Here is a 23,397-nt window from a genome sequence, read left to right as displayed (position 1 = left end):
GAAATAATAAAAAATGACCTAAGCGGCTTTAGCTCTATATTCCATAGGGCTGAGGCCGTTTAGTCGTTTTTGATATCTATTATGATTATAGAAAAATATATACTCGTCTATCGCTTTAGATAATTCTTCAAAAGTCCCATACTTACGCAAATAATACTTCTCGCATTTAAGCGTTCCCCAAAATGATTCCATAGGTCCATTATCAATGCATCTTCCAACTCTGGACATGCTTTGTGTCATCTCTGCCTTGTCTATTCTGCTTTTGAATCCGTTAGAAGTGTATTGGAAACCACGATCGCTATGAATAAGTGGATGGTCTCCATCCAACAATTGTGTAGCTTGATCGAGGGTCTTAAAAACAAGTTTATTGTTATTTGAATGTCCTAATACATAACTCACAATCGATCCATCATATAGATCACGAATAGCGCTTAAATAGGCCTTCTTTGATGTTCCATATTTAAATTCCGTGACATCAGTTACCCATTTTTCATTTGGTTTTTCAGCCGTGAACTCGCGGTTTAATACATTTTCTGCAACATGTTGAGGGATAGAGTGCTTATAACGTTTCTTCTTTTGCCGGATGACAGACTGTATACCAGCGACTTTCATTAGTCTATAAAAACGTTTGTGGTTGAAGTTTTGCCCAAGTTTTCTATTAATGGTCATCGTCATTCTCCGATATCCATAGATGCCTTCTACCTCTTCATGAAGGTCTTTCATCTCTTTAATAATTTCTTCATTCTGTAGTTCCCGTTCAGAAGGAGTACGCTTTAGCCACTTATAGTAAGCTGCCCGTGTAATACCAGCGATATCACAAAGTAACAAGATGCTTAGATTTTCTTTCTCATGAAGTTCCTTAATAGCGATGTACTTGTCCTCAAATCGGATTTGGCTTATTTTCGCCTCCTTTCGATCTCCTCTAACTTTTTTAAGAACAAATTCTCCGCACGCAAACGTTCATTTTCTCTTTCTAACTTTCTCATCTGTAACTTGATCTTATCCTCTGGAGTTAACTCAGTTTCTTCTTTTTTTCTACCACGATTATCCTTAAGCGCTTCATCTCCACCATTTTCATACTTCCTAACCCATTGATATACCTGTTGATAGGATACTTCATAAGCCTCAGCTGTTTTCTTAAAATCCTTCCCGTTCCCTATACAATCCATTACTATTTCAATTCGTTCAACCCAAGTAGTTTGTCTCCCTTTAGTCATAGAGCTCGTCCTTCCCTTCGACGTATCCTTTAATTCTCTATGACTATTATACTTGGAAATCCACCTCTGAAGGACACTTCTACTTGAAATTTCATACTTTCGAACAATCTCATATTGTGAATATTCCCCCGATGTGTAATCTAGAACAGCGGCTAATTTCACCTCTTTAGAATAGGACTTCCAGGTGCTAGAGTATTCAAATCCTTTTTCCCCATCTTTATCAAATATCTCTACCCATTTATATAAAGTAACTTTAGGTATTTGATATCTCTCGGTGAGTTCTTTAACTGTATAATCTTCGTTCTTATAAGCTGTTACTACTTCATACTTAAACTGACTAGAATAGATTTTATTGGACATAAAAAACTCCCCCTAAGGTAAAACAGATTATATTTTTTAATCTGTCTACCTAAGGGGGAGCATATCACTTTGTAGGGCAGCCCTTTTCTATTATTCTAGACGTCTATAAACACCTGGAGCGACACCATATTTCTTTTTAAATACCTTATGAAAATAAGGGTAGCTTCCAAACCCACAGTCCTCCGCAATTTGTTCAAGTTTCATTGTCGTATACTTCATTTGATCAATCGCAGTGGCTAGGCGAATTTCCTGCGTGTACTCGATCATTGTTTTTCCAACGCTGTTTTTAAAAAGATGTACAGACCTGGATACACTAAGGCCAACATGTTTCGCGACGTCCTCAACTTTAATTGGAGATGTAGCATGTTCCTCAATGTAACGCATCATTTTTGTTACATTATATGGATACTGGTATGAGGGGATGATTTCATGAATCGCTCGTTCCATCGACAAACAGAGAGCCCTTAGTAAATAGTCGGCAAGCTCCTCATTTTGGCTTGAGTCTGGTCTTCGTTTTTCAATGATGAGTTGGTTCCATAACGAAAGAATTTTACCATCGAGATCAATTTGTGAAATACTTTGTTTCGAAGACTTACTCCACCATTTGTCAAGCCAAGCTCCCTCGCACGCCAAATGATAGTCTCCACTTCTTTGGCCGTCTTTCACAAAAAGCTCGTAATGATCGCCAGGTTTGATGAGCAGGAGATCTCCTTTTTTGAGCTCTCTATTGTTCCCTTTTACCACCACTTCACAGATTCCTTCTGTTTGTAATCGAAACAAATACGCTGGGAACCCTGATTTATGTTGAGATTGATATCCTTTCGTATGAAAGGAGTAGCCACAAAAGTATATTTTTGTTCTCATGCTGTTCCTCTTTTCTAAAAATCTAGCAAAATAGTAGATGTTTTAATTATATCATCTATATTTATTGATTGATAAGTAAGTTACTATGTAATCAAATAGGTAATGTAAAAAGAAGGAGTGGATAGTAGTGGAAAAGCTAAGAGTAGCAGTTATTGGATGTGGGAGCATTGCTCAGCATCGTCATTTACCAGAATACAATGCGAATACTCATGTTGAGATAGTAGCGGTTTGCGATATCAATGAACAACGTGCAAAAGAAACAGCAGAAAAATATGGTGCGGATGCGTATACAAGTTATGAAGAATTGTTACAGCATGCGAATGTTGATATTGTAAGCGTTTGTACACCGAATTATCTACATGCTGATGTCTCAATTGCTGCATTACATGCAGGAGCACATGTGCTTTGTGAAAAACCAATGGCAACGTCTGCCGAGGAAGCGGAAAACATGATTGCTGCTGCGGAAGCTTCTGGTAAAAAGTTAATGATTGCCCATAATCAACGGTTTGTCCAATCCCATCAGAGAGCCCGTCAACTTATAAAGAGCGGGGATCTTGGAAAGATTTTTAGTTTCCGTACCGCTTTTGGCCATGGTGGTCCTGAACGCTGGAGCATTGATGGAAAAGACAGCTGGTTTTTTGAAAAAGAAAAAGCCTTTGTCGGCGCAATGGGGGATCTTGGCGTCCATAAAACAGATGTACTACGTTTTATTTTAGGTGAAGAAATTGTAGAAGTCGGTGCGTTTGTTGAACAAAATACGAAAGAATTCTCAAATGTTGATGATAACGCAGTATGTGTTCTAAAAACAGAAAGTGGCATTATCGGTACCTTAGCTGCTAGTTGGGGCTATAGCAAGGAAGACAATTCCACCATTATATATGGTGAAAATGCGGTTCTGCGTTTAGAGGACGACCCTACTCACTCAATGATTATTCAGTATAAAACGGGAGAAGTAGTCAAATACGAGCTCGGAAAAATCCAGTCAAACGACGAAGGTGGTCAAAATAACTCACATGTGATTGGAAAATTTGTTGACTCCATCATCCAAAATCAAGAGCCTCCAATACCAGGAAGTGAAGGAATGAAGTCGTTAAAGGTTGTCTTAGCTGCCTTAAGATCAAGTGAAACCAAACAAATTGTTCAAATAAGTTAAACGTGAAAAACATAGTATACAGTAGGGGATAAACAATTGGAGGTAGTAAAGATGGAAAAACTTCGAATTGGTATCATCGGGGCTGGAGGAATTGCACAGGACCGTCATATACCTTCTTTTCAAAAATTACATGATATCTGTGAAATAACTGCGATTTGTGATGTGAATCTAGATCGTGCCCAAGAGATTGCACATCGTTATGGTATACCACATGTTTCTAATGATTATCATGACATATTCTCACATGTTGATGCAGTATGTATTTGTACACCGAATAAATTCCATGCGGAAATAGCTATTGCTGCTTTTAAGGCGGGATTACATGTTCTTTCAGAGAAACCAATGGCGCTAAACGCGAAAGAATGCGAGTCGATGATTTCGGCTGCGATAGAAGCAAATAAAGTTCTCGATATTGCCTATCATTACCGCTTTCAGAAAGAAGCTCAAGCAGCAAAAAAGGCAATGGATGAGGTGGGAACTCCATTAGTGGTTAGGGTAAAGGCGCTAAGACAGCGGAAAGTACCAAGCTGGGGTGTTTTTACCAATAAAGATCTTCAAGGAGGAGGCAGTCTAATCGACTGGGGCTGCCATTTTCTTGATTTGGCATTATGGCTTATTGGAAATCCAAAGGAAACGGAGGTGTCTGGATCGGTCTATAACAAGCTTAGTAAACTCCCAAACCAAGTGAATACGTGGGGGCCATTCGATTACAGTACCTTTGAAGTGGATGACCATGTTACAGCCTATATCAAATTTGAAAATGGAGTATCAATGCTTTATGAAACATCATGGGCTGCAAATATTAAAGAAGACGATTTACATGTGAGTATTTCCGGTATAGAGGGTGGCTTAAATGTGTTTCCATTAGAGTTCTATACCACTAAAAATGGAATGCTAGTAACAAGTGAAGCAACATGGCTTCCCGGTGATGATGTACCCGATGTGCCACAGGCAAGGAACTTCATTGAAGCCTGCATGGGAATATCAGATCTCGTCGTAAAGCCGGAAGAAGCGCTTCAAGTTTCTAGAATTATTGACCAAATCTATGAAAACGGGGGAAGTACACAATGAAACTAGGTGTGTTTACCGTATTATTTGCGGAAAAATCATTTGAAGACATGTTGGATACAGTAAAAGCAGCGGGGCTTTCTGCAGTTGAGATTGGGACGGGTGGGTACCCAGGTAACAAGCATTGTGATTTAGATGGCTTACTTGAGGACGAACAGGCTCGCGTTGATTATTTAAGAAAAGTTGAAGAGCGTGGTCTAACGATTAGTGCGTTCAGTTGCCACGGTAACCCGATCTCACCTGATGCAGAATTCGCAAAACAATGTCATGAGACACTGATGAAAACCATAAAATTAGCATCGCTCATGAATGTTCCGGTAGTAAACTGTTTTTCCGGAACAGCTGGGGATCATGAGGGAGCAAAATATCCAAACTGGCCAGTCGTTGCTTGGCCAAATGAATACAGCGATGTCCTAAAATGGCAATGGGAAGAAAAGTTGATTCCATACTGGAAAGAGGTTGGGACATTTGCACAGGATCACAATGTGAAAATCGGACTTGAGCTTCATGGAGGATTTTTAGTTCACACTCCATATACCCTGCTTAAGCTTCGCGAAGAAACATGTGACGCTATTGGTGCGAATCTGGATCCAAGTCACCTATGGTGGCAAGGAATTGACCCAGTTGCAGCGATTAAAATCTTAGCAAAAGAAAACGCAATTCACCATTTCCATGCAAAAGACACGTATATTGACCAAGACAATGTCAATATGTATGGCTTAACAGATATGCAACCATATGGGGACGTTCAAACACGTGCTTGGACATTCCGTTCCGTAGGCTGTGGTCATAGTCTGAAAGAATGGTCTGATATGATGAGTGCACTGCGTACATATGGGTATGACTATGTGGTAAGTATTGAGCATGAAGATCCAATCATGTCCATTGATGAAGGATTTAACCGAGCTGTAACGAACCTGCAATCTGTCTTAATTCACCAACCAGTTTCTCAAATGTGGTGGGTGTAACAGCGCTTGCCTTTAACAACTCAAAAGTGAGTGCTATAGGTGGTTGCTACATGTAGAGAATTAGCTGTTTAGGCAACTAAAGGGAGTTTGTTTTCATGCAAACTCTCTTTTTTTATGTAATCGCATATAAAATATGTCTCCCTTTCTAAAAATTTACATTACTTTCTATTCTATTATTGTTAATTTTCTAAATTTAATTATAATAGGTTATGGTAGATACATAGTCTATTTACAATAAGGGGGAAGAGCATGTCTATAACTCAAGGTTTAAACACTACACTTCAAGAAAAGGTAAATCAATTTAAAGAATTAGATCAAAAAATCACACATCTAAATAGTGTGTTAGCTCTTGCAGAATGGGATCAAAAGGTAATGGCCCCAAAAAAAGGGCGTTCTTTATTTGCAAATTCGATTGGAACATTATCTACCGAAATTTTTAAATTATCTATCTCTAAAGAAATGGGTGAGCTACTGGATGTACTACGTGCGGAAGATGTGTATACCCAATTAGATGATGTGACCAAAGCAATTGTACGTGAAAGAAATAGTTTCTATCAACAATCAAAAAGCATACCATCTGAACTATACAATGAATATATCGTGTTAACCTCGAATGCAAACGATGCCTGGGAAGAAGCGAGAGAAACAAATAATTTTAACGTGTTTCTGCCATATCTTGAACGAATTGTGGAAATTAAAAAGCAATTTGCTGAGTATTACGGGTATGAAGGACATCCATATAATGCCTTATTAAATGAATTTGAGCCTGGTTTAACGGTCGAAGTGCTGGATCCACTTTTTGACGAATTGAGAAAAAGCAGTGTTGATTTATTAAAAAGAATCAATAATTCGTCATCTAAACCAAATGGTGAGGTTTTTGAAAAGCAGTACGATACGGATCGTCAGAAAGAATTTAACCAATTCCTACTTCCTCGAATTGGATTTGATATGAATGCAGGACGTCTTGACGAGACGGTGCATCCATTTGCTCAAACGATTAACACGGGTGATGTTCGAATCACAACTCGCTATCTTGAGGATAACGTTCGTTCTGCAATTTTTGGTACAATCCATGAAGCAGGTCATGGAATTTATGAACAAAATATTAACCCTGAATTAGAAGGAACCTCTATTTGCAGTGGGGCATCCTTTGGAATTCATGAATCACAATCAAGATTTTTAGAGAATATGGTGGGTCGTAGTGAAGAATTTTGGAATTTCTTTTACAACGACTTGCAAAAACATTTTCCGGACCAATTAGCAAGTCTTGATGTAAAAGATTTTTATCGGGCAGTCAATATTGTGGAGCCTTCTTATATTCGTGTGGAAGCGGATGAGTTAACTTATAATCTACACATCATGCTCCGTTATGAAATCGAAAAAGGACTCATCAGTGGGGATATTTCGGTAAAAGATCTTCCAAAAGTATGGAATGAAAAGATGAAAGAGTATGTAGGGGTTGTTCCTCCAACTGACACATTAGGTGTACTTCAAGATGTTCACTGGTCATTTGGCGGTTTAGGATACTTTCCTTCTTACTCGCTTGGAAACTTATACGCTGCACAAATTTTGAATACAATTAAGAAGGAACTCCCTGACTTTTATGGCCATATTGAAAGAGGAGAGTTTACTGTTATTCAAACATGGTTAAAAGAGAAAATTCATCAATACGGGGTCATTTATACTCCTGATGAATTAATTAAGAAAGTCACTGGTGAAAGCTTAAATGCTACATATCTAGTGAACTACCTAGAAGAAAAATATGCAAAGGTATATCAGCTTTAAGGTATATAGCGGAGTCCAAGAGGGTATTCTTGGAGTAGGATTCAAACGATGTAACAGGCAAAAAAGGCAGAGGTGGAAAACCTCTGCCTTTTTGCCGATTTACTAGAGGTTATCTACTTTCAAACTACATTACTATTGATGATGTGGGTCAAGGGACCTGTCCCTCCGTCCCACAATAGGAATGTAACTCTTCAGTGTGGGTCAGGGAACCTGTCCCCTTGACCCACTTGCGATTCTATATTTTGTCTGATATAGTAGGTTTTCCCTAGTTGGGTTAGCAGATTTATGGTGAAGGAGAGGGTAAGTGAATGAGGCAGGAATTTATTGAAGTAATTAATGGAAGAGAAAACAATTTGAAAAATATTAATCTACAGATTCCTAAAGGGAAGATTACCATTTTCACGGGGGTATCTGGTTCGGGAAAGTCATCCATTGTGTTTGATACGATTGCGCAGGAAGCAGGACGTCAGTTGAACGAGACGTTTAGTAGTTTTGCCCGTCAGTTTTTACCGAAGTATGGCCGACCTGAGGCAGATGAAATTAATAATCTATCTACTGCTATTATCGTTGATCAAAAACGACTTGGTGGAAACGCAAGATCGACGCTTGGGACCGCAACAGACATTCAACCTCTACTCCGACTTCTTTTTTCACGTTTTGCACAACCGCAGATTGGATATAGCAATGCGTATTCGTTTAATGACCCAAGTGGCATGTGTCCGACATGTGAAGGAATTGGAAAAATGATTACGCTAAACCTTGATGCAGCAATAGACATGGACAAGTCCCTTAACGAAGGAGCTATTTTGCTTCCAGGCTTTGGAGCAGGTACATGGCAATGGAAAGCATATGCGGAATCTGGGTTCTTTGACAGAGATAAAAAGATAAAAGACTATACAAAACAAGAATTTGATAAGTTAGTATACGCCGAACCACAAAAAGTGAAAGTTACATATTTGGATAATGAAATGAACGCAACCTACGAAGGGTTGGCTGTAAAATTTATGCGACAAAATATCAACCGTGATAAAGATACATCAAAGGCAAGTGAGAAGAAGCTCAAAGAATTTACCACAACTGGCACATGTATGAGTTGCCATGGCACTCGTTACAATGAGAAGGTTATGTCTTCAAAGATTAACGGCTATACCATTTATGACCTAACAGCCATGCAGTTGGACGAGTTGATTAAGGTTCTGCCTCAGTTCAATGAACCACAAGCAAAACCTATTGTGGACGGAATTGCTGAGCGCGTCCAAAGTCTATGTGACATTGGGTTGAGTTATCTAACTCTGTCAAGGGAAACGCCAACCTTATCTGGTGGTGAGTCTCAACGGGTTAAAATGGTGAAATATCTGTCTAGCAACTTAACAGGGTTAATGTATATCTTTGATGAACCAAGCACTGGACTTCATCCGCGCGATGTGTACCGTTTAAACGAATTGCTTGTAAAGTTGCGCGATAAAGGAAATACGGTACTAGTTGTGGAGCATGATCCTGATGTCATACATATAGCTGACCATATCATTGATGTTGGCCCTCATGCCGGAACTGGTGGAGGGAACATTATGTACAGTGGTAGCTACGAGGGGTTATTATCCTCTGAGACACTAACGGCTCAATACTTAAAAAGTAAAACAGAAATTAATGCCAAACCAAGACAGGTAAACGAGTTCCTCGAAAGTAAAAAGAGCAGCCTCCATAATTTGAAAAATGTCAGCATTCGTGTGCCAATTGGTGTGTTTTCTGCGGTTACGGGAGTAGCGGGTTCTGGGAAAAGTACGCTTGTAAACGAAGTATTTGCAAAAGAATTTCCAGAGGCCGTTCGGATTGACCAAAGTCCGGTACACGCCAATATACGTTCAAATCCAGCAACCTTTACAGGAATCATGAATGCCATCCGGAAAGCATTTTCTGATGAAAACAATGTGGATAGCGGATTATTTAGCTATAACTCTAAGGGCGGATGCGAAACTTGTGGTGGGACGGGTTCTGTGCAACTCAATTTATCCTTTATGGATGGAATGGAAGTCGAATGCAGTGATTGTAACGGAACTCGTTATAAGCAAGAAGTCCTTCAATATTTATACAAAGGTAAAAATATCGTAGAAATCATGGATATGTCTGTTGCAGAAGCGGTAGAGTTTTTCGAAGTGAAGAAAATTCAAAACGAACTGAAAAGCATGAAGACAGTGGGACTAGGGTATTTATCACTTGGCCAGCCGCTGAACACACTTTCAGGTGGGGAATGCCAACGGTTAAAACTTGCCAAGGAGTTAAAAACAAAGGGTAACATCTATATTCTGGATGAACCTACGACTGGATTGCATATGTCAGATGTCTCGAATATTCTTCAAATCATCAATACGTTAGTCGATAAGGGAAATACGGTCGTAGTGATCGAACATCACTTAGATGTGATTCGGAATAGTGATTGGATCATTGATTTAGGTCCGGACGGTGGTACTGGTGGGGGAGAAATTTTATATGAAGGACCGCCATTAGGGATTCAAGAAAATGATCGTTCTGTAACGGCAAAGTATTTGTAGAGAGTATAGACGGGACGGTTTGTAAAGAGGTTTGAACCGTCCTCGTGTCTTACTTGTAAAAGATGTATTAAAATAACTATGAAGGCAGTGGATTTTGTATTGAAATCACACTGCTTTTTTGTTTACATGATTCTACAAGTCTAACAATATACTATAAAAAAGTTATCTGGCATTATTTTGATTAGGTTAAAAGGATGTGAAATATAAAGTGGAATTATCAAACTCTCAACAGATGGCAATTGAATATATGACAAACTACGCTAGAAAGCATAAAACGAATGCTAACGCAACAATTCGTCATATACTTCATATGTCCAATATTTCTACACACACCTTTGAAAAGGCCGTTCGCACTTTAAAAGATAAGGCAAGAATCGGGATACATTTTCATCCAGATAGACCACTTTCAACGATGAAAAGCGTAGCCGAATCACTGTTGGAACATGGAAAATATAAAAGTCAGTTTGAAACACGAATTTCAAATGCAAGTCTATCTGCTCATCCGGGTGGTGAACGTGATCTTTGGGAGAACGACATGTTCGGAGGAGCCTATCAAATGGATGGTACAGCTACTAGCGAACGTCCCAAATATGGAGCGTTACATGTAATGTTACATCCAGATGGACCTGCTCCGCGCTTTGGTTCGTGTTATTTCCTACTAAAACCCAAGGTTTCTACTCGTTCCACATTTACTTATTTGGATTCACATCTTACCCCGATGGAAAAAGGTACGTATGAAGAGTTTGACATGATACTGGCTGCACTTTTAGAAGAGTCATTTCAACGAGAATATGCAATCGGGGAACCGAACGTAAATCCAACAAGATTAATAAATCATTTATTGAATAATCTTGAAAAGCCAGCATCTGACCTAGTAACCAATGAGCCTTCACGCAATCTTAATCATTATATTGAAGCTCAGATTCATGGAGAGATTTCCCTTCAAGAGGATGTAGAAATACTAGTGGCAGATCCTTCTTTTAAAGGAACTAAGATAGGGGAGACGTTAGAAGAAATATGTCGTACGTATTCGATTGAATTGTTTTGGCACAGGGGCTTTGTCCTAAAGGTGGATGAAGTGCCTTCAAATTTTAGAGGTCCATCAATGCCAACTTTAGCAAAACGAATTTCTGCAAATAAAATAGATGCAAACATGATTGGTTCTGCTGTCATGGACGTATACGTAAATCCTCAAAATTGGGTTGAGCGAGGAACTGTAAAAGAAGTCCTTCAGGAATTAAAACTATTGTGGCACGTTCTAGTTAGATATGGGTAAAAAGTATTGCACCCCAAATGGTAGAGTTGCATGTAAACTTTGGGGTGTTTGTTTAGATAGATGTTTGCTCAGCATACTTTTTGAAATTATCTAGTATCGCCTGCCAACCTTGTTGTTGTAACTCGATTGAATTCGATGATTCCGCATCGAACGTTTCAATTACTTGTGTTTGGTCGCCTTGATTTTTAAAAGTGATTTTCACTTTTCTTCCATCTTCCATTGAATAAGCAATTACCTCATTTACTCTTACTTCATCATAGACTCCACCAAAATCGAAGCCAAAACTGCCATCTTTGGCTTCCATTCTTGAAACGAATTTCCCGCCTTCTCGTAAATCATTTTCAGCAAAAGGGGAGTGCCAATCATCTGAAGCAAAGTTCCACTTTGTGATATGAGCTGGTTTTGTCCAATATTCCCATACCTTTTCCACCGGTGCTTGAACAATTGTTTCTACTGTAATTTCCTTGAATGTTTCCATTTTAACTACCTCCTTACATAATGATGATTTTTCGCGTCATGTTGTCATATTGCCTTACTATATTATAGATAATTTTGAAAAGTTTATCTATTCAAATTTTAGTAAACATCGTAGTGATTTGAGAAGAGGAATCTCTGACCCAATCAAGCGCTATCCTTTGCGAAGAACCAATTACAAAATTTCCGTGTCAGATAAAATGAGAGAGCTATTGTGATCCAAGTAATGTACCATTCCCAGTGTATATATTTGATGAGATCGATGTATTTTTCGATGATGATTTCAATGATCGTCAATACAGTAGAAAATCCTGCATAGTAACCTAGCTGAATAAAAATACTTCGACCATTAGGGTACCATACATTAAAGGCCGCACAGACTACTGGAAAAGCATAATATTCAAACGTGAAGCTTGTTCGATTAATAGAAGAAAAAAGTCTAGTTGGATACTCGAGTAGTTCCAACTCTACGACTACCAAACCAATAAGAAACGTTATTAACTGTTTAAACAAAAAAGCCACAACCGCAAGTCGAAATTTCTTCTTCGGTATCAGAAAAACAATCCATGTCGCCAAAACATATACCAATAATAAAATCCACCATTCCAGTTTCATAGGGATTGCTCCGTTTGAAACAAAGCTTTGTCCTTATAGAACCAATCACAGCAGACTTGACTTACATAAAAGAGGAACCAAATATATACCCACATTCCATACCACGTTATGAGGCCATATTCTAATAAATCTGTATACCTTTCGATTACAATATCAAACAATGTAATGATAGAAATCCAAACTAAAAAATAACTAATTCTTGCCAATGGATTACTGTTTACTTTCCTATGGATGTAAAATATGGAAAATAACGCTGGGTAAAAGAAATAATCAATGGTTAGGGGGAGATCTGTCGCTTTTGGAAAAAACCTTACTGGTGCACGTAAAAAACCATATGTAAGTGAAGGCATATCGCAAAGCCAGATGATTCCTTGAAACATTAAAAATGCCAATGCTGCCTTACGTCGATCTTTGCGTGGAATAAATAGAATCAAGGCAACAAAGCCGAACAGCCACATTGCAATCAGAATCAAATGCTCCATCATCATGGTTCAATATTCCCCCTTACTTAAAAAATCCTTCTATGTTAACTATTTGCATTACTAGCAATTTCCATTCAATACAAAGAATAAAAAATAGTTGAATTGAATTGATGCTAGTACAGCATTCGTCATGTAGGGCAGATACCATTTTTTCAAAATGTCGAAATTATATATTTACAATAGAACGCTCATCAATTAATATTATGTTATACGATATATCGCGATACGTAATATCGAGAGACATAATAGTAAAGAAAGGGATGAAATCGTGGCATATAATGGGGGACCGATGACCGAAGCGATGTACTATGTATTACTAGCGCTTATGCATCCAAATCATGGATATCAGCTTATGCAAGCAATTACAGAAGTCTCAAATGGTAGGGTGAAGATGGGACCCGGAACTCTCTACGGTGTACTTTCACGAATGCAAAAAGATGGTCTGATTTCATTAGCTGAAGATGATGGCAGAAGAAAGACCTACGAAATTACACAAGAAGGGGAACAAGCTCTTCGTGCAGAGTACTGCCGATTAAAAGCCTTAATCCAAGACGGCAATCTTTTAGAGGAAGGTGAAGAGCATGAGTAAAACAATTTATAAACTACGGCCTAGTGATTATTGGCGTATTGGGGAACATGAGAACTGGTTTCAGGATATGGCTGCACAAGGATACCATTTAAAAAAGATGGGGATTCATTTTGCTAAGTTCAGTATGGGTGAACCGAAAAAAATGAAGTACAGAATAGATGTATCCATGAAAAGAAAACTGTCAACAGAAAAGAAAGAGATGTATAAAGAAAGTGGATGGGATTTTGTAACTGGCTATCAATATTTTCAAGTCTATTCTTCACCTGTAGAGCGGGAAGCACCAGAATTGCATTCGGACGCAGCGGAGCAATCATATACGTTAAAGGAACTAGACAAGAAGTTAGCCCTTAATGCTGGTATTGTTGGAGTCGGAGTACTGATTATGTTAGGAATGCTGGCATCCTTATGGTTCCTTGATGGGACACCAACCTACATGTTAGTGGAAGGCGCAGCCCTTCAACAAACGTTGTTAACCGTTATTATTGGTTACCTTGCTTACATGTCTTTGCAAGCCGCAATATCGATTCGGGCTCTACGAAAAACCTTGATTGAAGGAAAGCCCATTGATCACCATGCTCCATGGAAAAAGCATCATCGCATACATACGACGATCTCATTCCTTTTTACATTGTTCGCGGGATTGAGCGCGATTCTACCATTTATACATCTTGTAAAAATGGACACTCAAACCTTGCCATTGGAACCTACTAATTTACCGATTGTTAGATTAGCAGATGTTGAACAAAATCCCGCCTTGGTTCGAGGGGAACCCGAATATATGAGCGACAATGTTGATTGGGGTAATCGGTATTCGACTATGTGGAGTCCGTTTGCACCGGTCCAATATGATACAGATGAGCAGGGAATAGTGCCAGGTGAAACGTGGGAAGACGGTAGTGGTGAATATTCACCACAAATTCATACAAGGGTGTTTAAGTTGAGTATTCCTAGTATGGCGGACAATCTAATTTCTGATTTAATAAAACGCTATACATATGAAAATCAACCTGAAAGCTTTAATGAAGTAAAACATCCCACTTTTGATCATTTGCTTGTATATGAGGAAGAGGAAATGAAAAAAGTGTACGCTTCAAAAGGGAAAGCTGTCATATATGTTCAATATAATGGTTTTGCTGACATGGATGTAGTCATTGAAGAAATAGAAAAGAAGGTTAAGATGATTTCGGAATAAGGGTTGGTTTTGAAAAAGCCTCTTCTAAACTAACGAAAGCATTCGCATTGTTTAGTTGCTTTTCTAAAATAGTACGCGAAACTGGATAAGTATGGTATTTAATGCTAACAAGGAAGTGGTTTTTACCATATAATAGGTGTTGCGCATGAAAAAATGTCTTCCAATCTATCAAAAGCATTCGTATATTGCTTTTGCGAATGCTTTTATGGCTATTATTCTGGGAAACCATGCGCAAGTGGATAAATATGACAAAAAGTACTAGTTACGTGGTTATATTTACCTAATTTTGGATGTTGCGCATGAAAAAACGTCTCCCAATCTATCAAAAGCATTCGTATTTCACATTTGCGAATGCTTTTAAGGCTATTTTTCTGGAAAACCATGCGCAAGTGGATAAGTATGATAAAAAATGCAAACTGCGAAGAAGTTTTCACCATATAATGGATGTTGCGCATGAAAAAATGTCTCCCAATCTATCAAAAGCATTCGTATTTCACATTTGCGAATGCTTTTAAGGCTAATATTCTAGAAAACCATGCGCAAGTGGATAAATATGACAGAAAGCGTAGAACTCGGAATCATACATTCCTGCTTTCACTCTAACTCATTCTTAAATAAGTCTATTGACAAATTAATGAAAAGATCATACACTAAAATCAGCTACTATGTAATACAAAGTAGCTTTTCACTTAAGTACTATCTTGTTTTACCAACTACCTAAGCGGTATATTATTTTCGTTCACTATCTTGTTTTACCAACTACCTAAACGGTATATTATTTTTCGTTCACTATCTTGCTTTACCAATTACCTAAGAAGTAAATTTTTTATATAAACTACCTTGTTTTACCGACTACTCAGGTAGTATTTTATTTTTGGTTCGCTATCTTGTTTAACATGATAGTGGAGAAAGGAAAAGGAAAATGTCAATAAGAAGCCAATTGTTAAAAGGGATTTTAGACGGTTGTGTATTGGCTGTGATTGAAAAGGAACCTGTCTATGGCTATGAGCTTTCACAAAAGCTGATGCAGATTGGCTTAGCGGATGTAAGTGAGGGCACAATTTACCCGATTTTATTACGTCTGCAAAAGAGTGGACTCATACGTGGTGAAATGCGGCCATCGGAATCAGGTCCAAATCGCAAATATTATTTTTTAACGGAGGCAGGAAAAGACGCATTAGAGACAATTACGGAGGAATGGCAGCAAATTTCAAAACCGGTGAGTGAATTACTGGTAGGGAGGAGAGAAGGATGAGCGCGGAAAAATTAATTGAAGAAAACAATCGAAAACGAGAATTGCTAACACCGGAAAATGAAGCATATTATGGGGATTTGCTCATTTATATCCGACTTAAATTTAGTCTTTCGGAGCAGCAATCGGAAGAAGTCTTGATGGAATTACTTGATCACCTACTGGATGGACAAATGGAAGGGAAGAATGCAAAGGACATATTTGGCGATGATCCAAAGGGCTTTGCCGATGAGATTATTGAACAACTTCCTAAGGAGGATAAACGGAAACTTATCCCATTTGTTGGTGGCATCATTGGAAATATCATTGGCTGGGTATTGCTCATAAGGGGTGCTTTATTTCTTCTCTTATCCCAATTTACAGAAGTGAATACAGAGGTTCACACTATTTCTGTATTATGTGTAGCAGCTGTCATAGCAGTCTTTGTCTATATCATTCTTGTCTATATTCTTAAGACTATAGAAAAATCATTGTTTAATGAAAGAAGGAACGATAAAAGAGAATCAATCAAAGCAGGAATCGTGGCTGCAATTGGAATGGCTATTGTCCTGGTAGTAGCCAAGTTCACACCAGAAATTGGCCCTTCATTTGAGTTTTCTTGGTGGGCATCGGCCATTCTAGGTGGTGTCATTTTGTTACCGATGTATGTGTATAAAAAAACTAAAGTAAGGAGATAAGGCATGCTGTCAAAGAAAAGTGAGACGTTTATAGATAACTTACGAATGTATTTAATGATGTCTGGAAAAAACGAACGCGAAATTACGGAATTACTAGACGAGTTAACGGATCATCTTATGGAAGCCGAGAAAAATGGGAAGAGCATCGATGATATCGTTGATCGCTCACCAGAACACTATATGGCTTCACTGAAACAGGAGATGAAGACGGATTATAAACAATTGCTAAAGCAACTTCCATTCTATTTTCTTGGAGTCATAGCTTACTTTCTAATGGGGCCAGCCATTAGAGGAGACTTCGAATTAAACATCATCCAAGTCATTGGGCTACCTATTCTCGCTGTGCTTGGGCTTGCCATTTACGTATACTTTTTACAGCAAGCTGGTCGAAAGCAATACTCAAATAAAAAGTTTATTATTAGCGGTATTCTTGCAAATACACTTGTAACGCTCTCCGCTATTCTCATATTGCTAGCAAGTAAATTTTTAGTAAAACCGTTTTATATAGGTGACCATACAGCAGATGTTATCGTTATCCTCATTTGTTGTTGTATTTTTTTCACAACAGCCATTAGGAATAAAACGTGGCTCCCGATATGGTTACCAATCATGCTGTTTATTCCTGATGTTTTTGCACGGTTTACGAATTGGAGTGTTGAAACAATACTTGTCATAACGATAGTCTCTTTTGAAATGATATTTGTAGTCATCTTTTTGAATTTATTTATGATTGAAAAAAGGAAGAATTCAGTGGTGTGACGTTTTGACATATTAAAATGGGAAGCCCAGCCCTTAGTTGAACCAAAACCGAGGACTGGGCTCTTTTTAGACGAATGTATCAGAAAGCAAAAGTTTCTGCATATACATGAGCAAAAATAACTCTCCTATTTGTACTAATGTCACTAACGCTAGTACCCAATGACTAGAAACAACAAGTATTCCAAATGAATGAAGGATAAGATTGATACAGGTCAAACTAATAATAAGTAGGCCTTTCCATAACCAGTTAGACTTAAAAACAACTAGTAGACTAAAAAATATGGAGTCGATAAAAAAATACAGTGTAATAAATGCAATATGACCTCTTGAAAGATTGTCAAACCAATTGACATGATAAAAAAACAGATGAGTTAAGACGACCAAATAAAACATAATGGTACCCTGTAGCGCTACATTGACGAAATAAAGTAAAAATATTCGCAGTTTGTATTGGTCAATATGGTAACAAATCCAACGCCAGATCCATTTTCCAAGATAAAAATTTATCAGCAGTCCAACACTCGTATAGGGTGTTTGCCACCAAAAGTGGCGGTATATAGTAAGCTGTAGGAACAACTCCTCTATTCCAGCAAATCCAAGGATAATCAGAAGAATCCACCAAAAACCTAAATTAAATACTGCAATAAAAATAGTGGCTGCAGGGACAATAAATCCATTTGATATATTAGAACCGAGAATATTATCAAAGTAGCTGTCATTGAAAATCCCGGGATAATACTCATAACTTTTAAATAATACGAAAATGACATACTCGAATAAGAAGATAAGTCCGGCAATGCACAAATAGAACGGAATTAACTTTTTGCTTCTTGCTTTCCGCCAAGATACAGTAAAAAGGATTATGGTAAGTAAAATCAGAATAAGGAAGGGTAAGAAGTTTGAAATAAATCTCACGCTCCTTTCACATGAAGATCGCTTAATAGTGGTACTATCAACAAAGGGTAAGCTTTATATAAGTAAAGGAGTTTCAACTTGGCATAGAGTACGATACCCACGTGATTGGTTTTCCCCCAAAATAAATTACCGTACCAATAATCTTTTACGCCATTTTATAAAAAGAAAAACGGCAATGGTACCACACAAAATGAGTACTATGATCTTCATAAATTGTTCAATCCAAGTGAAGATAAGTTGCCATTGATTACCAAATATATAACCAACTCCGATAAAGACAGATACCCATAGTGCTGAACCTGTATACGCATAAAGTGCAAAGGTTCGATAGGGTACTTGAATGATGCCTGCAAAATAGCTGTTAAACTGTCTGACACCTGGCAAAAAGAAGCCAAATATAAGCATCTTATTTCCGTACTTTTCATACGTTTTTTTCGTTTTCTTGATATAGCTAGGTTTTAAAAATAGCCATTTACCGTATTTTTCAATTAGTGTCATACCAAATTTATTTCCAATCCAATACGATATCGAGATTCCTACCACTGATCCAGAGTACGCAGCAGTTAGAGCTGGCATGAGATTGAGAACATGTTTGTGCGACAAGTATCCAGTGTAGGCAAGAGTTGAGTTGCCGGGTGGTATTGGAGAGGCAAGTAATTCGATAGGCAAACCGATCAACAATACGAAATATCCATATTGGGCAAACAGTCGTTCAACAATTTCCATTATCTTTCCTCATTTCTGACGATGTTCGAGTCTACCAAACCTGATAATAGTAGCGTTTGTTAATGTCAAGACATTATACGTGAAAATGAAGCAGAAATAGGAAAGGTCGTTTGACGAATATAGGGGACTGGCTTAATTAGGTGGTTGGTATCAAAAATACAGGCACAGATTTAATTCAGAGTTTCTGTATAATTGGAATATTACGTAGGGTTGCTATAATAGAACGTATAGTAATTTCGTATATAGGACGTGATTTATATGTTTCATGCAATTTTCTTTTTTATACTCGCTGGAATCGCCGAAATCGGTGGAGGCTACTTAATTTGGCTTTGGCTAAGAGAAGGGAAGCCGTATTATTGGGGCATTGGTGGTGGAATTGCGTTAGCATTGTACGGCGTAATTGCTACCTTTCAGACTTTCCCATCATTCGGAAGGGTGTATGCTGCTTACGGTGGTGTTTTTATTGTTCTTTCTGTCCTATGGGGCTGGGGAATTGATAAAAAAACACCTGATTTCTACGATTGGCTGGGTGCTGGAATCTGTATACTAGGTGTTTCGGTTATGTTATTTGCACCTCGCCAGTAATATGTAGGCGTTGATCTAGGGAAGGGTCAGCGTCTTTTTTCTTTTATTCGTCTTCTGTTTTTTCGAAACCGTTTTGATAAGAAAAACACCTGCTAGTAGGGCCAACAAATTTAACGAATCCCCAAAATTAATTGTAAATTGGAAGTTGTTATTTACTTTAATGTCGTTGTAGTTCCTGTTATCAGACTTTGTTTCTGAAATTCTTTCATTCTTATCCAACATAATCCCTCCTCAATTTTCAAGGACTGGTTGTCCTCTTCCATATATATGAACAGAAAAGACAAGTATTCGGAGTGTAATATCAAAAAAAGTATACATCCTAAAAAATTCCAATCAGTGTTATAATTGTGAAAAGATTCGTAAACGAACTAACGAGGTGGGACTCTTATGGAAAACTTGGATATGGGCGGAAATCACAACTAAATATGATAGTTGAAGATAAAGACTTTGCCGTACAAGGATTCTGAGAAAACTTTTATTTTTCCTAAAATGTACTCCCGTTTTTTAAACAATTTAAGCTTAAAAACTTCATCTAATTATTTGTGGAGGGTTTTTATATCTTCGTGAACACACCCCCCTGGAGTTTTGAATGCTTGGTTAGACTTAGCAGAACATGTGTGTGAACATGAAGATTTTCTTAGTTTGAAATAGCATGTAATGTACATTGCTAGAAAATCGAAATGACATTATGGTGTAAACCTAAAAAACAATGTCTTGTATATTGGACAGTAAGGGGCTATGAGATGTCAAAATATGTGAGTATTTTTTTCTTAACTCTATTGATATGTATCGTTTTGTTTTTTGCAATTTTAGGCGTATTCGGTAGTGGTGAATCGTACGTTGAATCAGCCGTTTATACATTTAGTACGATCATTATCATACTTCAAGCTAGTTTACTTGCACTTATCTGTTATTTGATAGATTTGGTGAAAAAGAGGAAATAGTTTATAACTACTTTTTTTCAAGTAGTTCAATAATCTTATCTAGTTTTTGTTCAAGTTGATCGATTCTTTCTTCTAACTCTTTATGACTTTTTGGCTCTCTAGATGATTTTACAAAGTATATACGAACGGCCCAAAAGATAGAGGCAACAAAGCCAATAACCAGTATATTTGCAAGAAGTAAAAATCCTACTCCACTAAATTCACTCATATAGGTAAACCTCCTTTTTGGTAAATTAATACATTTATATGTAAATAAGTGTGGAGGTAATCGAAATTAAATAAGTAAATAGTAGATTTAGTTTGCTGAGTTTAAGCAAGTAAGGGGTTGTTGTGATTGGTAGCTAGACCCAGCTTCAATTTCTATACCCTATTTTTGCCCTTTTCATATATAATGGAATCATCTTTAATGTTGGTGAATTAGGAAGGGTATTCAATGGAGTTATATGTACTTAAAAAGAACTTTAACGGTTATAAAAGAGGAACACAGTTTTTCTTAGTTGCTCAATCGGAATTTATTGGGGTAAAAGAGTTTGTGTTACGTACGAAGGATTTAACACATAGCTTATCCCTCTCTGAAAATGAATTTAAAACCTATTTTAGGTTTATTAAAACAACTTAATCAATCTATTTCACTAGTTGATATGAATATGAAACAGGGGGCATTTCATTGTTACAACTAGCAAGAATTGGTTTAGCCATAATCGTTATTCTATTCGTTGGATATGGGCTGTTTACAGAGGATTTTGTGTATCAATCATACATGATGTTCTCTCTAGGTTTGCTTATGTTAGTAATGGGAGTAGAAGAATTTCGAAGGGATCGAAGGGCACTAGGATGGTTATGTGTGGCTGTTTTTCTATTTACATCCTATGTTTCCATTCAAGGATTTTTCATAAACTAACGAACATATAAAAACAAGAACATATCTAAAGGGATATGTTCTTGTTTTTGTGTGGTGTTTTAGAAGGTTTATCCCTTAGTTAACATTTAGGAAAGAAGCATGCCCCTACAATGATTAATAAGATAAACAACACAACAATTAATACAAAGGAATCATTGTTACAAGGTTCTTGGCAAGCATATCCATAGCTTGGAGCGCTATATCCATAGCTAGGGGCCATATACGCCGGTTGTGGCGCCATACTAGCTCCCATTACAGATGCTTTATTCATATTTGTTATATTCAACTCCATGTTCATTCTCCTTTTCTTTATAGGTAGATTCTCTACATTGTACTCACCTATTGGTAAATTGCTACGGTCCACGAGGAAAATGGGTATTTGTCTCAAATCCTTGAGTGCCCAAATTTGCTAGTTTCAAGGGTAAGCATTTCTTCTTGTTAAGAAACAACTTAACAATAATTTAATTATAAGTATTAACAATTATTTATTGCAAAACAATAAAAAGTAGATTAAAATCAATATAGAAATTGTAGAGGAGGTATTACCGTGGACATGAACAATCTAATTATTGAACATATGGATAACCCTCATGAGCTGGAGAGGTTGTTTAGAAATGATCCAAAAGCTTTTAAAAGGTCATTCTTAAATGCATGGGAACAAAACCCGGATTCGGAAGTGCTTACCGTTTGGTATGAACGGTTGCATTATAAGGAGATAGAAAATAAAGAAAAATCTTCCTTACTTCAGAAAGGTTTCCTTTCCATGGGCATTTTAGCCATTCTGGCTGGGATATGTACTAGGATCATATTTCATTTTGTTGAACAGGAAGTAATAGCACCAATTAACCTTGCTTTTGGAATACTTCCGTTTATGGCTGCCTATTTTGCTTTTAAAAATAAACCAAATAAACAAATTCTTTACATCCTTATCACGTTATTCTTAATTGCCGGGTTTTATCTAAATCTGCTGCCATTAGATTATAATGACAGTACCATCCTTGTATATTTACACCTTCCCGTATTTTTATGGGTATTGGTAGGACTCGCGTTTACAGGAAATGATTATTCAAAAGGAAACACAAGATTAGCGTATCTTAAATTTAATGTAGAATTTTTTATTCTCTACGGCATTATGGCAATTAGCGGAATGCTACTAGCATTGTTAACACTCCAATTATTTAGCTTTGTCGCCTTAGATATTGAGGAATTCTATTTTCGAAATATCGTCTTATTTGGTGCTGCTTCACTTGCTGTTGTGGGTGCATACTTGGTATCAAACAATCTTAAGATTTCAAAGAATATTACACCTTATATAGCAAAAATCTTTAGTCCTCTTGTCCTGATTACATTGGTGGTCTACCTTACAACGGTTCTATTGGTCGGAAATAATCCGTTTATGGACCGCGATTTCCTTATTGCCTTCAATGGCATACTGTTTTGTGTATTGGCGGTAACGATCTTTTCTATTATCGAAAGCGGAACAGACGAGAAAAAGAATCTTTTTGATTATATAAATTTTTCCTTAATTGTTCTTGCCCTTATCATTGACAGTGTGGCATTGTCGGCCATTGTGTTCAGACTCTCTTCTTATGGGATTACGCCTAATAGACTTGCCGCTTTAGGTGTAAACATACTTATCTGGGGACATCTAGTTTGGATTATGTTATCTTATATACGTTTTTTACGAGGCAAAACTGCGTCGTCAAAGATACAAGATTCCGTTACAATGTATTTGCCTGTCTACGGACTTTGGGCAGCTATTGTTACATTTACTTTTCCATTCCTTTTTTAATAGAAATCTATGACTGGCATTAAGCGAAAAGTGTAAAGAAACTCAAAAAATGAGTGTAAAGGCAAAGCTAGAAAGAGACTAGGAATGTGTAATAGTCCTAGTCTTTCGTTTTGTTAAAACTGGATTTGTTCTTACATACTTGGTTCTTGGAAGGTAGTAACCACAATTGAGAAAGAATAGATATAACAACAAAAATGATAAAAATATATTGTAAAACAATAAATATAATGATACGATTAATAAAACCATTATCG

At 37.3% G+C, this 23,397-nt stretch carries 25 protein-coding genes and 2 pseudogenes; 16 read left to right on the top strand and 11 right to left on the bottom strand.

What is annotated here, in order from left to right; genetic code table 11:
* Positions 1–18 precede the first annotated feature (18 nt).
* The 3 genes and pseudogenes from ACWNMY_RS01450 to ACWNMY_RS01440 form a co-directional block, all read right to left on the bottom strand.
* Positions 19–1,253 (bottom strand): annotated as a pseudogene (locus tag ACWNMY_RS01450) (IS3 family transposase); the annotation flags it as partial.
* A gap of 33 nt (positions 1,254–1,286) precedes the next feature.
* A pseudogene (locus ACWNMY_RS01445) lies at positions 1,287–1,577 on the bottom strand (transposase); the annotation flags it as partial.
* Positions 1,578–1,667: 90 nt separating this feature from the next.
* Entirely contained in the window at positions 1,668–2,441 is a 774-nt protein-coding gene (locus tag ACWNMY_RS01440; protein WP_449536508.1) for an AraC family transcriptional regulator, read from the bottom strand.
* Between the two features lie 127 nt (positions 2,442–2,568).
* Here ACWNMY_RS01440 and ACWNMY_RS01435 point away from each other — a divergent pair, with 127 nt between their 5' ends.
* The 6 genes from ACWNMY_RS01435 to ACWNMY_RS01410 all read left to right on the top strand — a co-directional run bounded on the left by ACWNMY_RS01435 (position 2,569) and on the right by ACWNMY_RS01410 (position 11,240).
* Positions 2,569–3,594 carry a Gfo/Idh/MocA family protein gene (locus ACWNMY_RS01435; protein WP_449536507.1) on the top strand — a complete coding sequence of 342 codons (1,026 nt, stop codon included), beginning with the start codon at positions 2,569–2,571 and terminating at the stop codon, positions 3,592–3,594.
* A 51-nt stretch (positions 3,595–3,645) separates the two neighbouring features.
* Positions 3,646–4,665 (top strand): Gfo/Idh/MocA family protein, encoded by a 1,020-nt coding sequence (locus tag ACWNMY_RS01430; protein WP_449536506.1) that lies wholly within the window; start codon positions 3,646–3,648, stop codon positions 4,663–4,665.
* The gene (locus ACWNMY_RS01425; protein ID WP_449536505.1) at positions 4,662–5,630 is read left to right on the top strand and encodes a sugar phosphate isomerase/epimerase family protein; all 969 of its coding nucleotides are present in this window, start codon (positions 4,662–4,664) and stop codon (positions 5,628–5,630) included. Before ACWNMY_RS01430 ends, ACWNMY_RS01425 begins: the two co-directional genes overlap by 4 nt.
* Positions 5,631–5,879: 249 nt before the next feature.
* Positions 5,880–7,415, top strand: a complete 1,536-nt coding sequence (locus ACWNMY_RS01420; protein WP_449536504.1) for a carboxypeptidase M32 — start codon at positions 5,880–5,882, stop codon at positions 7,413–7,415.
* Positions 7,416–7,723: 308 nt separating this feature from the next.
* On the top strand, positions 7,724–9,964 hold the full coding sequence (locus tag ACWNMY_RS01415; RefSeq protein WP_449536503.1) for an ATP-binding cassette domain-containing protein: 2,241 nt from the start codon (positions 7,724–7,726) through the stop codon (positions 9,962–9,964).
* A 208-nt stretch (positions 9,965–10,172) separates the two neighbouring features.
* Positions 10,173–11,240: a DUF3626 domain-containing protein gene (locus tag ACWNMY_RS01410; protein WP_449538365.1), complete on the top strand. Its 1,068-nt coding sequence runs from the start codon at positions 10,173–10,175 to the stop codon at positions 11,238–11,240.
* 52 nt (positions 11,241–11,292) lie between these two features.
* On the opposite strand, the gene ACWNMY_RS01405 is transcribed toward ACWNMY_RS01410, so the two are convergent.
* From ACWNMY_RS01405 to ACWNMY_RS01395, 3 genes are all read right to left on the bottom strand, one after another.
* A complete protein-coding gene (locus tag ACWNMY_RS01405; RefSeq protein WP_449536502.1) occupies positions 11,293–11,718 on the bottom strand; it encodes an SRPBCC family protein in 426 nt (141 codons plus the stop codon).
* Between the two features lie 143 nt (positions 11,719–11,861).
* On the bottom strand, positions 11,862–12,329 hold the full coding sequence (locus ACWNMY_RS01400) for a CBO0543 family protein (RefSeq protein WP_449536501.1): 468 nt from the start codon (positions 12,327–12,329) through the stop codon (positions 11,862–11,864).
* Complete coding sequence (locus ACWNMY_RS01395) at positions 12,326–12,817, bottom strand: CBO0543 family protein (RefSeq protein ID WP_449536500.1); 492 nt, start codon at positions 12,815–12,817, stop codon at positions 12,326–12,328. Before ACWNMY_RS01395 ends, ACWNMY_RS01400 begins: the two co-directional genes overlap by 4 nt.
* Positions 12,818–13,079: 262 nt before the next feature.
* On the opposite strand from ACWNMY_RS01395, the gene ACWNMY_RS01390 reads away from it, so the two are divergent.
* From ACWNMY_RS01390 to ACWNMY_RS01370, 5 genes are all read left to right on the top strand, one after another.
* Positions 13,080–13,400 (top strand): PadR family transcriptional regulator, encoded by a 321-nt coding sequence (locus ACWNMY_RS01390; protein ID WP_449536499.1) that lies wholly within the window; start codon positions 13,080–13,082, stop codon positions 13,398–13,400.
* Complete coding sequence (locus ACWNMY_RS01385; protein WP_449536498.1) at positions 13,393–14,592, top strand: DUF2812 domain-containing protein; 1,200 nt, start codon at positions 13,393–13,395, stop codon at positions 14,590–14,592. The genes ACWNMY_RS01390 and ACWNMY_RS01385 overlap by 8 nt, the downstream gene beginning before the upstream one ends.
* Before the next feature lie 922 nt (positions 14,593–15,514).
* Positions 15,515–15,847: a PadR family transcriptional regulator gene (locus ACWNMY_RS01380; protein WP_449536497.1), complete on the top strand. Its 333-nt coding sequence runs from the start codon at positions 15,515–15,517 to the stop codon at positions 15,845–15,847.
* On the top strand, positions 15,844–16,521 hold the full coding sequence (locus ACWNMY_RS01375; protein WP_449536496.1) for a DUF1129 family protein: 678 nt from the start codon (positions 15,844–15,846) through the stop codon (positions 16,519–16,521). Before ACWNMY_RS01380 ends, ACWNMY_RS01375 begins: the two co-directional genes overlap by 4 nt.
* A 3-nt stretch (positions 16,522–16,524) precedes the next feature.
* Complete coding sequence (locus ACWNMY_RS01370; protein WP_449536495.1) at positions 16,525–17,280, top strand: HAAS domain-containing protein; 756 nt, start codon at positions 16,525–16,527, stop codon at positions 17,278–17,280.
* Positions 17,281–17,346: 66 nt separating this feature from the next.
* Here the strand turns inward: ACWNMY_RS01370 and ACWNMY_RS01365 are convergent, their stop codons facing one another.
* Together ACWNMY_RS01365 and ACWNMY_RS01360 are read right to left on the bottom strand one after the other, a co-directional pair.
* Positions 17,347–18,195, bottom strand: a complete 849-nt coding sequence (locus ACWNMY_RS01365) for a hypothetical protein (protein WP_449536494.1) — start codon at positions 18,193–18,195, stop codon at positions 17,347–17,349.
* Between the two features lie 126 nt (positions 18,196–18,321).
* Positions 18,322–18,921, bottom strand: coding sequence for a DedA family protein (locus ACWNMY_RS01360; protein ID WP_449536493.1), 600 nt, complete (start codon positions 18,919–18,921; stop codon positions 18,322–18,324).
* Positions 18,922–19,179: 258 nt separating this feature from the next.
* Here ACWNMY_RS01360 and ACWNMY_RS01355 point away from each other — a divergent pair, with 258 nt between their 5' ends.
* On the top strand, positions 19,180–19,506 hold the full coding sequence (locus ACWNMY_RS01355; protein ID WP_449536492.1) for a YnfA family protein: 327 nt from the start codon (positions 19,180–19,182) through the stop codon (positions 19,504–19,506).
* Positions 19,507–19,521: 15 nt separating this feature from the next.
* On the opposite strand, the gene ACWNMY_RS01350 is transcribed toward ACWNMY_RS01355, so the two are convergent.
* Complete coding sequence (locus tag ACWNMY_RS01350; protein ID WP_449536491.1) at positions 19,522–19,725, bottom strand: hypothetical protein; 204 nt, start codon at positions 19,723–19,725, stop codon at positions 19,522–19,524.
* A 524-nt stretch (positions 19,726–20,249) separates the two neighbouring features.
* Between ACWNMY_RS01350 and ACWNMY_RS01345 the strand changes: the two genes are divergently transcribed.
* A complete protein-coding gene (locus ACWNMY_RS01345; RefSeq protein ID WP_449536490.1) occupies positions 20,250–20,450 on the top strand; it encodes a hypothetical protein in 201 nt (66 codons plus the stop codon).
* Positions 20,451–20,457: 7 nt separating this feature from the next.
* Here the strand turns inward: ACWNMY_RS01345 and ACWNMY_RS01340 are convergent, their stop codons facing one another.
* Positions 20,458–20,658 (bottom strand): DUF4083 family protein, encoded by a 201-nt coding sequence (locus ACWNMY_RS01340; RefSeq protein WP_449536489.1) that lies wholly within the window; start codon positions 20,656–20,658, stop codon positions 20,458–20,460.
* Between the two features lie 225 nt (positions 20,659–20,883).
* Here ACWNMY_RS01340 and ACWNMY_RS01335 point away from each other — a divergent pair, with 225 nt between their 5' ends.
* Together ACWNMY_RS01335 and ACWNMY_RS01330 are read left to right on the top strand one after the other, a co-directional pair.
* On the top strand, positions 20,884–21,069 hold the full coding sequence (locus tag ACWNMY_RS01335) for a hypothetical protein (RefSeq protein WP_449536488.1): 186 nt from the start codon (positions 20,884–20,886) through the stop codon (positions 21,067–21,069).
* Positions 21,070–21,117: 48 nt separating this feature from the next.
* On the top strand, positions 21,118–21,351 hold the full coding sequence (locus ACWNMY_RS01330; RefSeq protein ID WP_449536487.1) for a DUF3953 domain-containing protein: 234 nt from the start codon (positions 21,118–21,120) through the stop codon (positions 21,349–21,351).
* A gap of 79 nt (positions 21,352–21,430) precedes the next feature.
* Here ACWNMY_RS01330 and ACWNMY_RS01325 read toward each other — a convergent pair whose 3' ends face one another.
* Positions 21,431–21,643, bottom strand: a complete 213-nt coding sequence (locus ACWNMY_RS01325) for a YjcZ family sporulation protein (RefSeq protein WP_449536486.1) — start codon at positions 21,641–21,643, stop codon at positions 21,431–21,433.
* A 255-nt stretch (positions 21,644–21,898) separates the two neighbouring features.
* On the opposite strand from ACWNMY_RS01325, the gene ACWNMY_RS01320 reads away from it, so the two are divergent.
* Entirely contained in the window at positions 21,899–23,143 is a 1,245-nt protein-coding gene (locus tag ACWNMY_RS01320) for a DUF4153 domain-containing protein (protein WP_449536485.1), read from the top strand.
* Positions 23,144–23,397: the final 254 nt, after the last annotated feature.

The organism is Ferdinandcohnia sp. Marseille-Q9671, assembly GCF_976954385.1.
Note: the sequence above shows the minus strand (reverse complement) of the source record. Positions and strands in the feature narration are given on the sequence as shown.

Coding starts and splice junctions, on each gene's coding strand:
- ACWNMY_RS01430 (WP_449536506.1), top strand. CDS start 3,646: ATGGAAAAACTTCGAATTGGTATCATCGGGGCTGGAGGAATTGCACAG.
- ACWNMY_RS01335 (WP_449536488.1), top strand. CDS start 20,884: ATGGAGTTATATGTACTTAAAAAGAACTTTAACGGTTATAAAAGAGGA.
- ACWNMY_RS01395 (WP_449536500.1), bottom strand. CDS start 12,817: ATGATGATGGAGCATTTGATTCTGATTGCAATGTGGCTGTTCGGCTTT.
- ACWNMY_RS01420 (WP_449536504.1), top strand. CDS start 5,880: ATGTCTATAACTCAAGGTTTAAACACTACACTTCAAGAAAAGGTAAAT.
- ACWNMY_RS01370 (WP_449536495.1), top strand. CDS start 16,525: ATGCTGTCAAAGAAAAGTGAGACGTTTATAGATAACTTACGAATGTAT.
- ACWNMY_RS01440 (WP_449536508.1), bottom strand. CDS start 2,441: ATGAGAACAAAAATATACTTTTGTGGCTACTCCTTTCATACGAAAGGA.
- ACWNMY_RS01325 (WP_449536486.1), bottom strand. CDS start 21,643: ATGGAGTTGAATATAACAAATATGAATAAAGCATCTGTAATGGGAGCT.
- ACWNMY_RS01375 (WP_449536496.1), top strand. CDS start 15,844: ATGAGCGCGGAAAAATTAATTGAAGAAAACAATCGAAAACGAGAATTG.
- ACWNMY_RS01385 (WP_449536498.1), top strand. CDS start 13,393: ATGAGTAAAACAATTTATAAACTACGGCCTAGTGATTATTGGCGTATT.
- ACWNMY_RS01425 (WP_449536505.1), top strand. CDS start 4,662: ATGAAACTAGGTGTGTTTACCGTATTATTTGCGGAAAAATCATTTGAA.
- ACWNMY_RS01355 (WP_449536492.1), top strand. CDS start 19,180: ATGTTTCATGCAATTTTCTTTTTTATACTCGCTGGAATCGCCGAAATC.
- ACWNMY_RS01340 (WP_449536489.1), bottom strand. CDS start 20,658: ATGAGTGAATTTAGTGGAGTAGGATTTTTACTTCTTGCAAATATACTG.
- ACWNMY_RS01380 (WP_449536497.1), top strand. CDS start 15,515: ATGTCAATAAGAAGCCAATTGTTAAAAGGGATTTTAGACGGTTGTGTA.
- ACWNMY_RS01415 (WP_449536503.1), top strand. CDS start 7,724: ATGAGGCAGGAATTTATTGAAGTAATTAATGGAAGAGAAAACAATTTG.
- ACWNMY_RS01360 (WP_449536493.1), bottom strand. CDS start 18,921: ATGGAAATTGTTGAACGACTGTTTGCCCAATATGGATATTTCGTATTG.
- ACWNMY_RS01345 (WP_449536490.1), top strand. CDS start 20,250: ATGTCAAAATATGTGAGTATTTTTTTCTTAACTCTATTGATATGTATC.
- ACWNMY_RS01400 (WP_449536501.1), bottom strand. CDS start 12,329: ATGAAACTGGAATGGTGGATTTTATTATTGGTATATGTTTTGGCGACA.
- ACWNMY_RS01405 (WP_449536502.1), bottom strand. CDS start 11,718: ATGGAAACATTCAAGGAAATTACAGTAGAAACAATTGTTCAAGCACCG.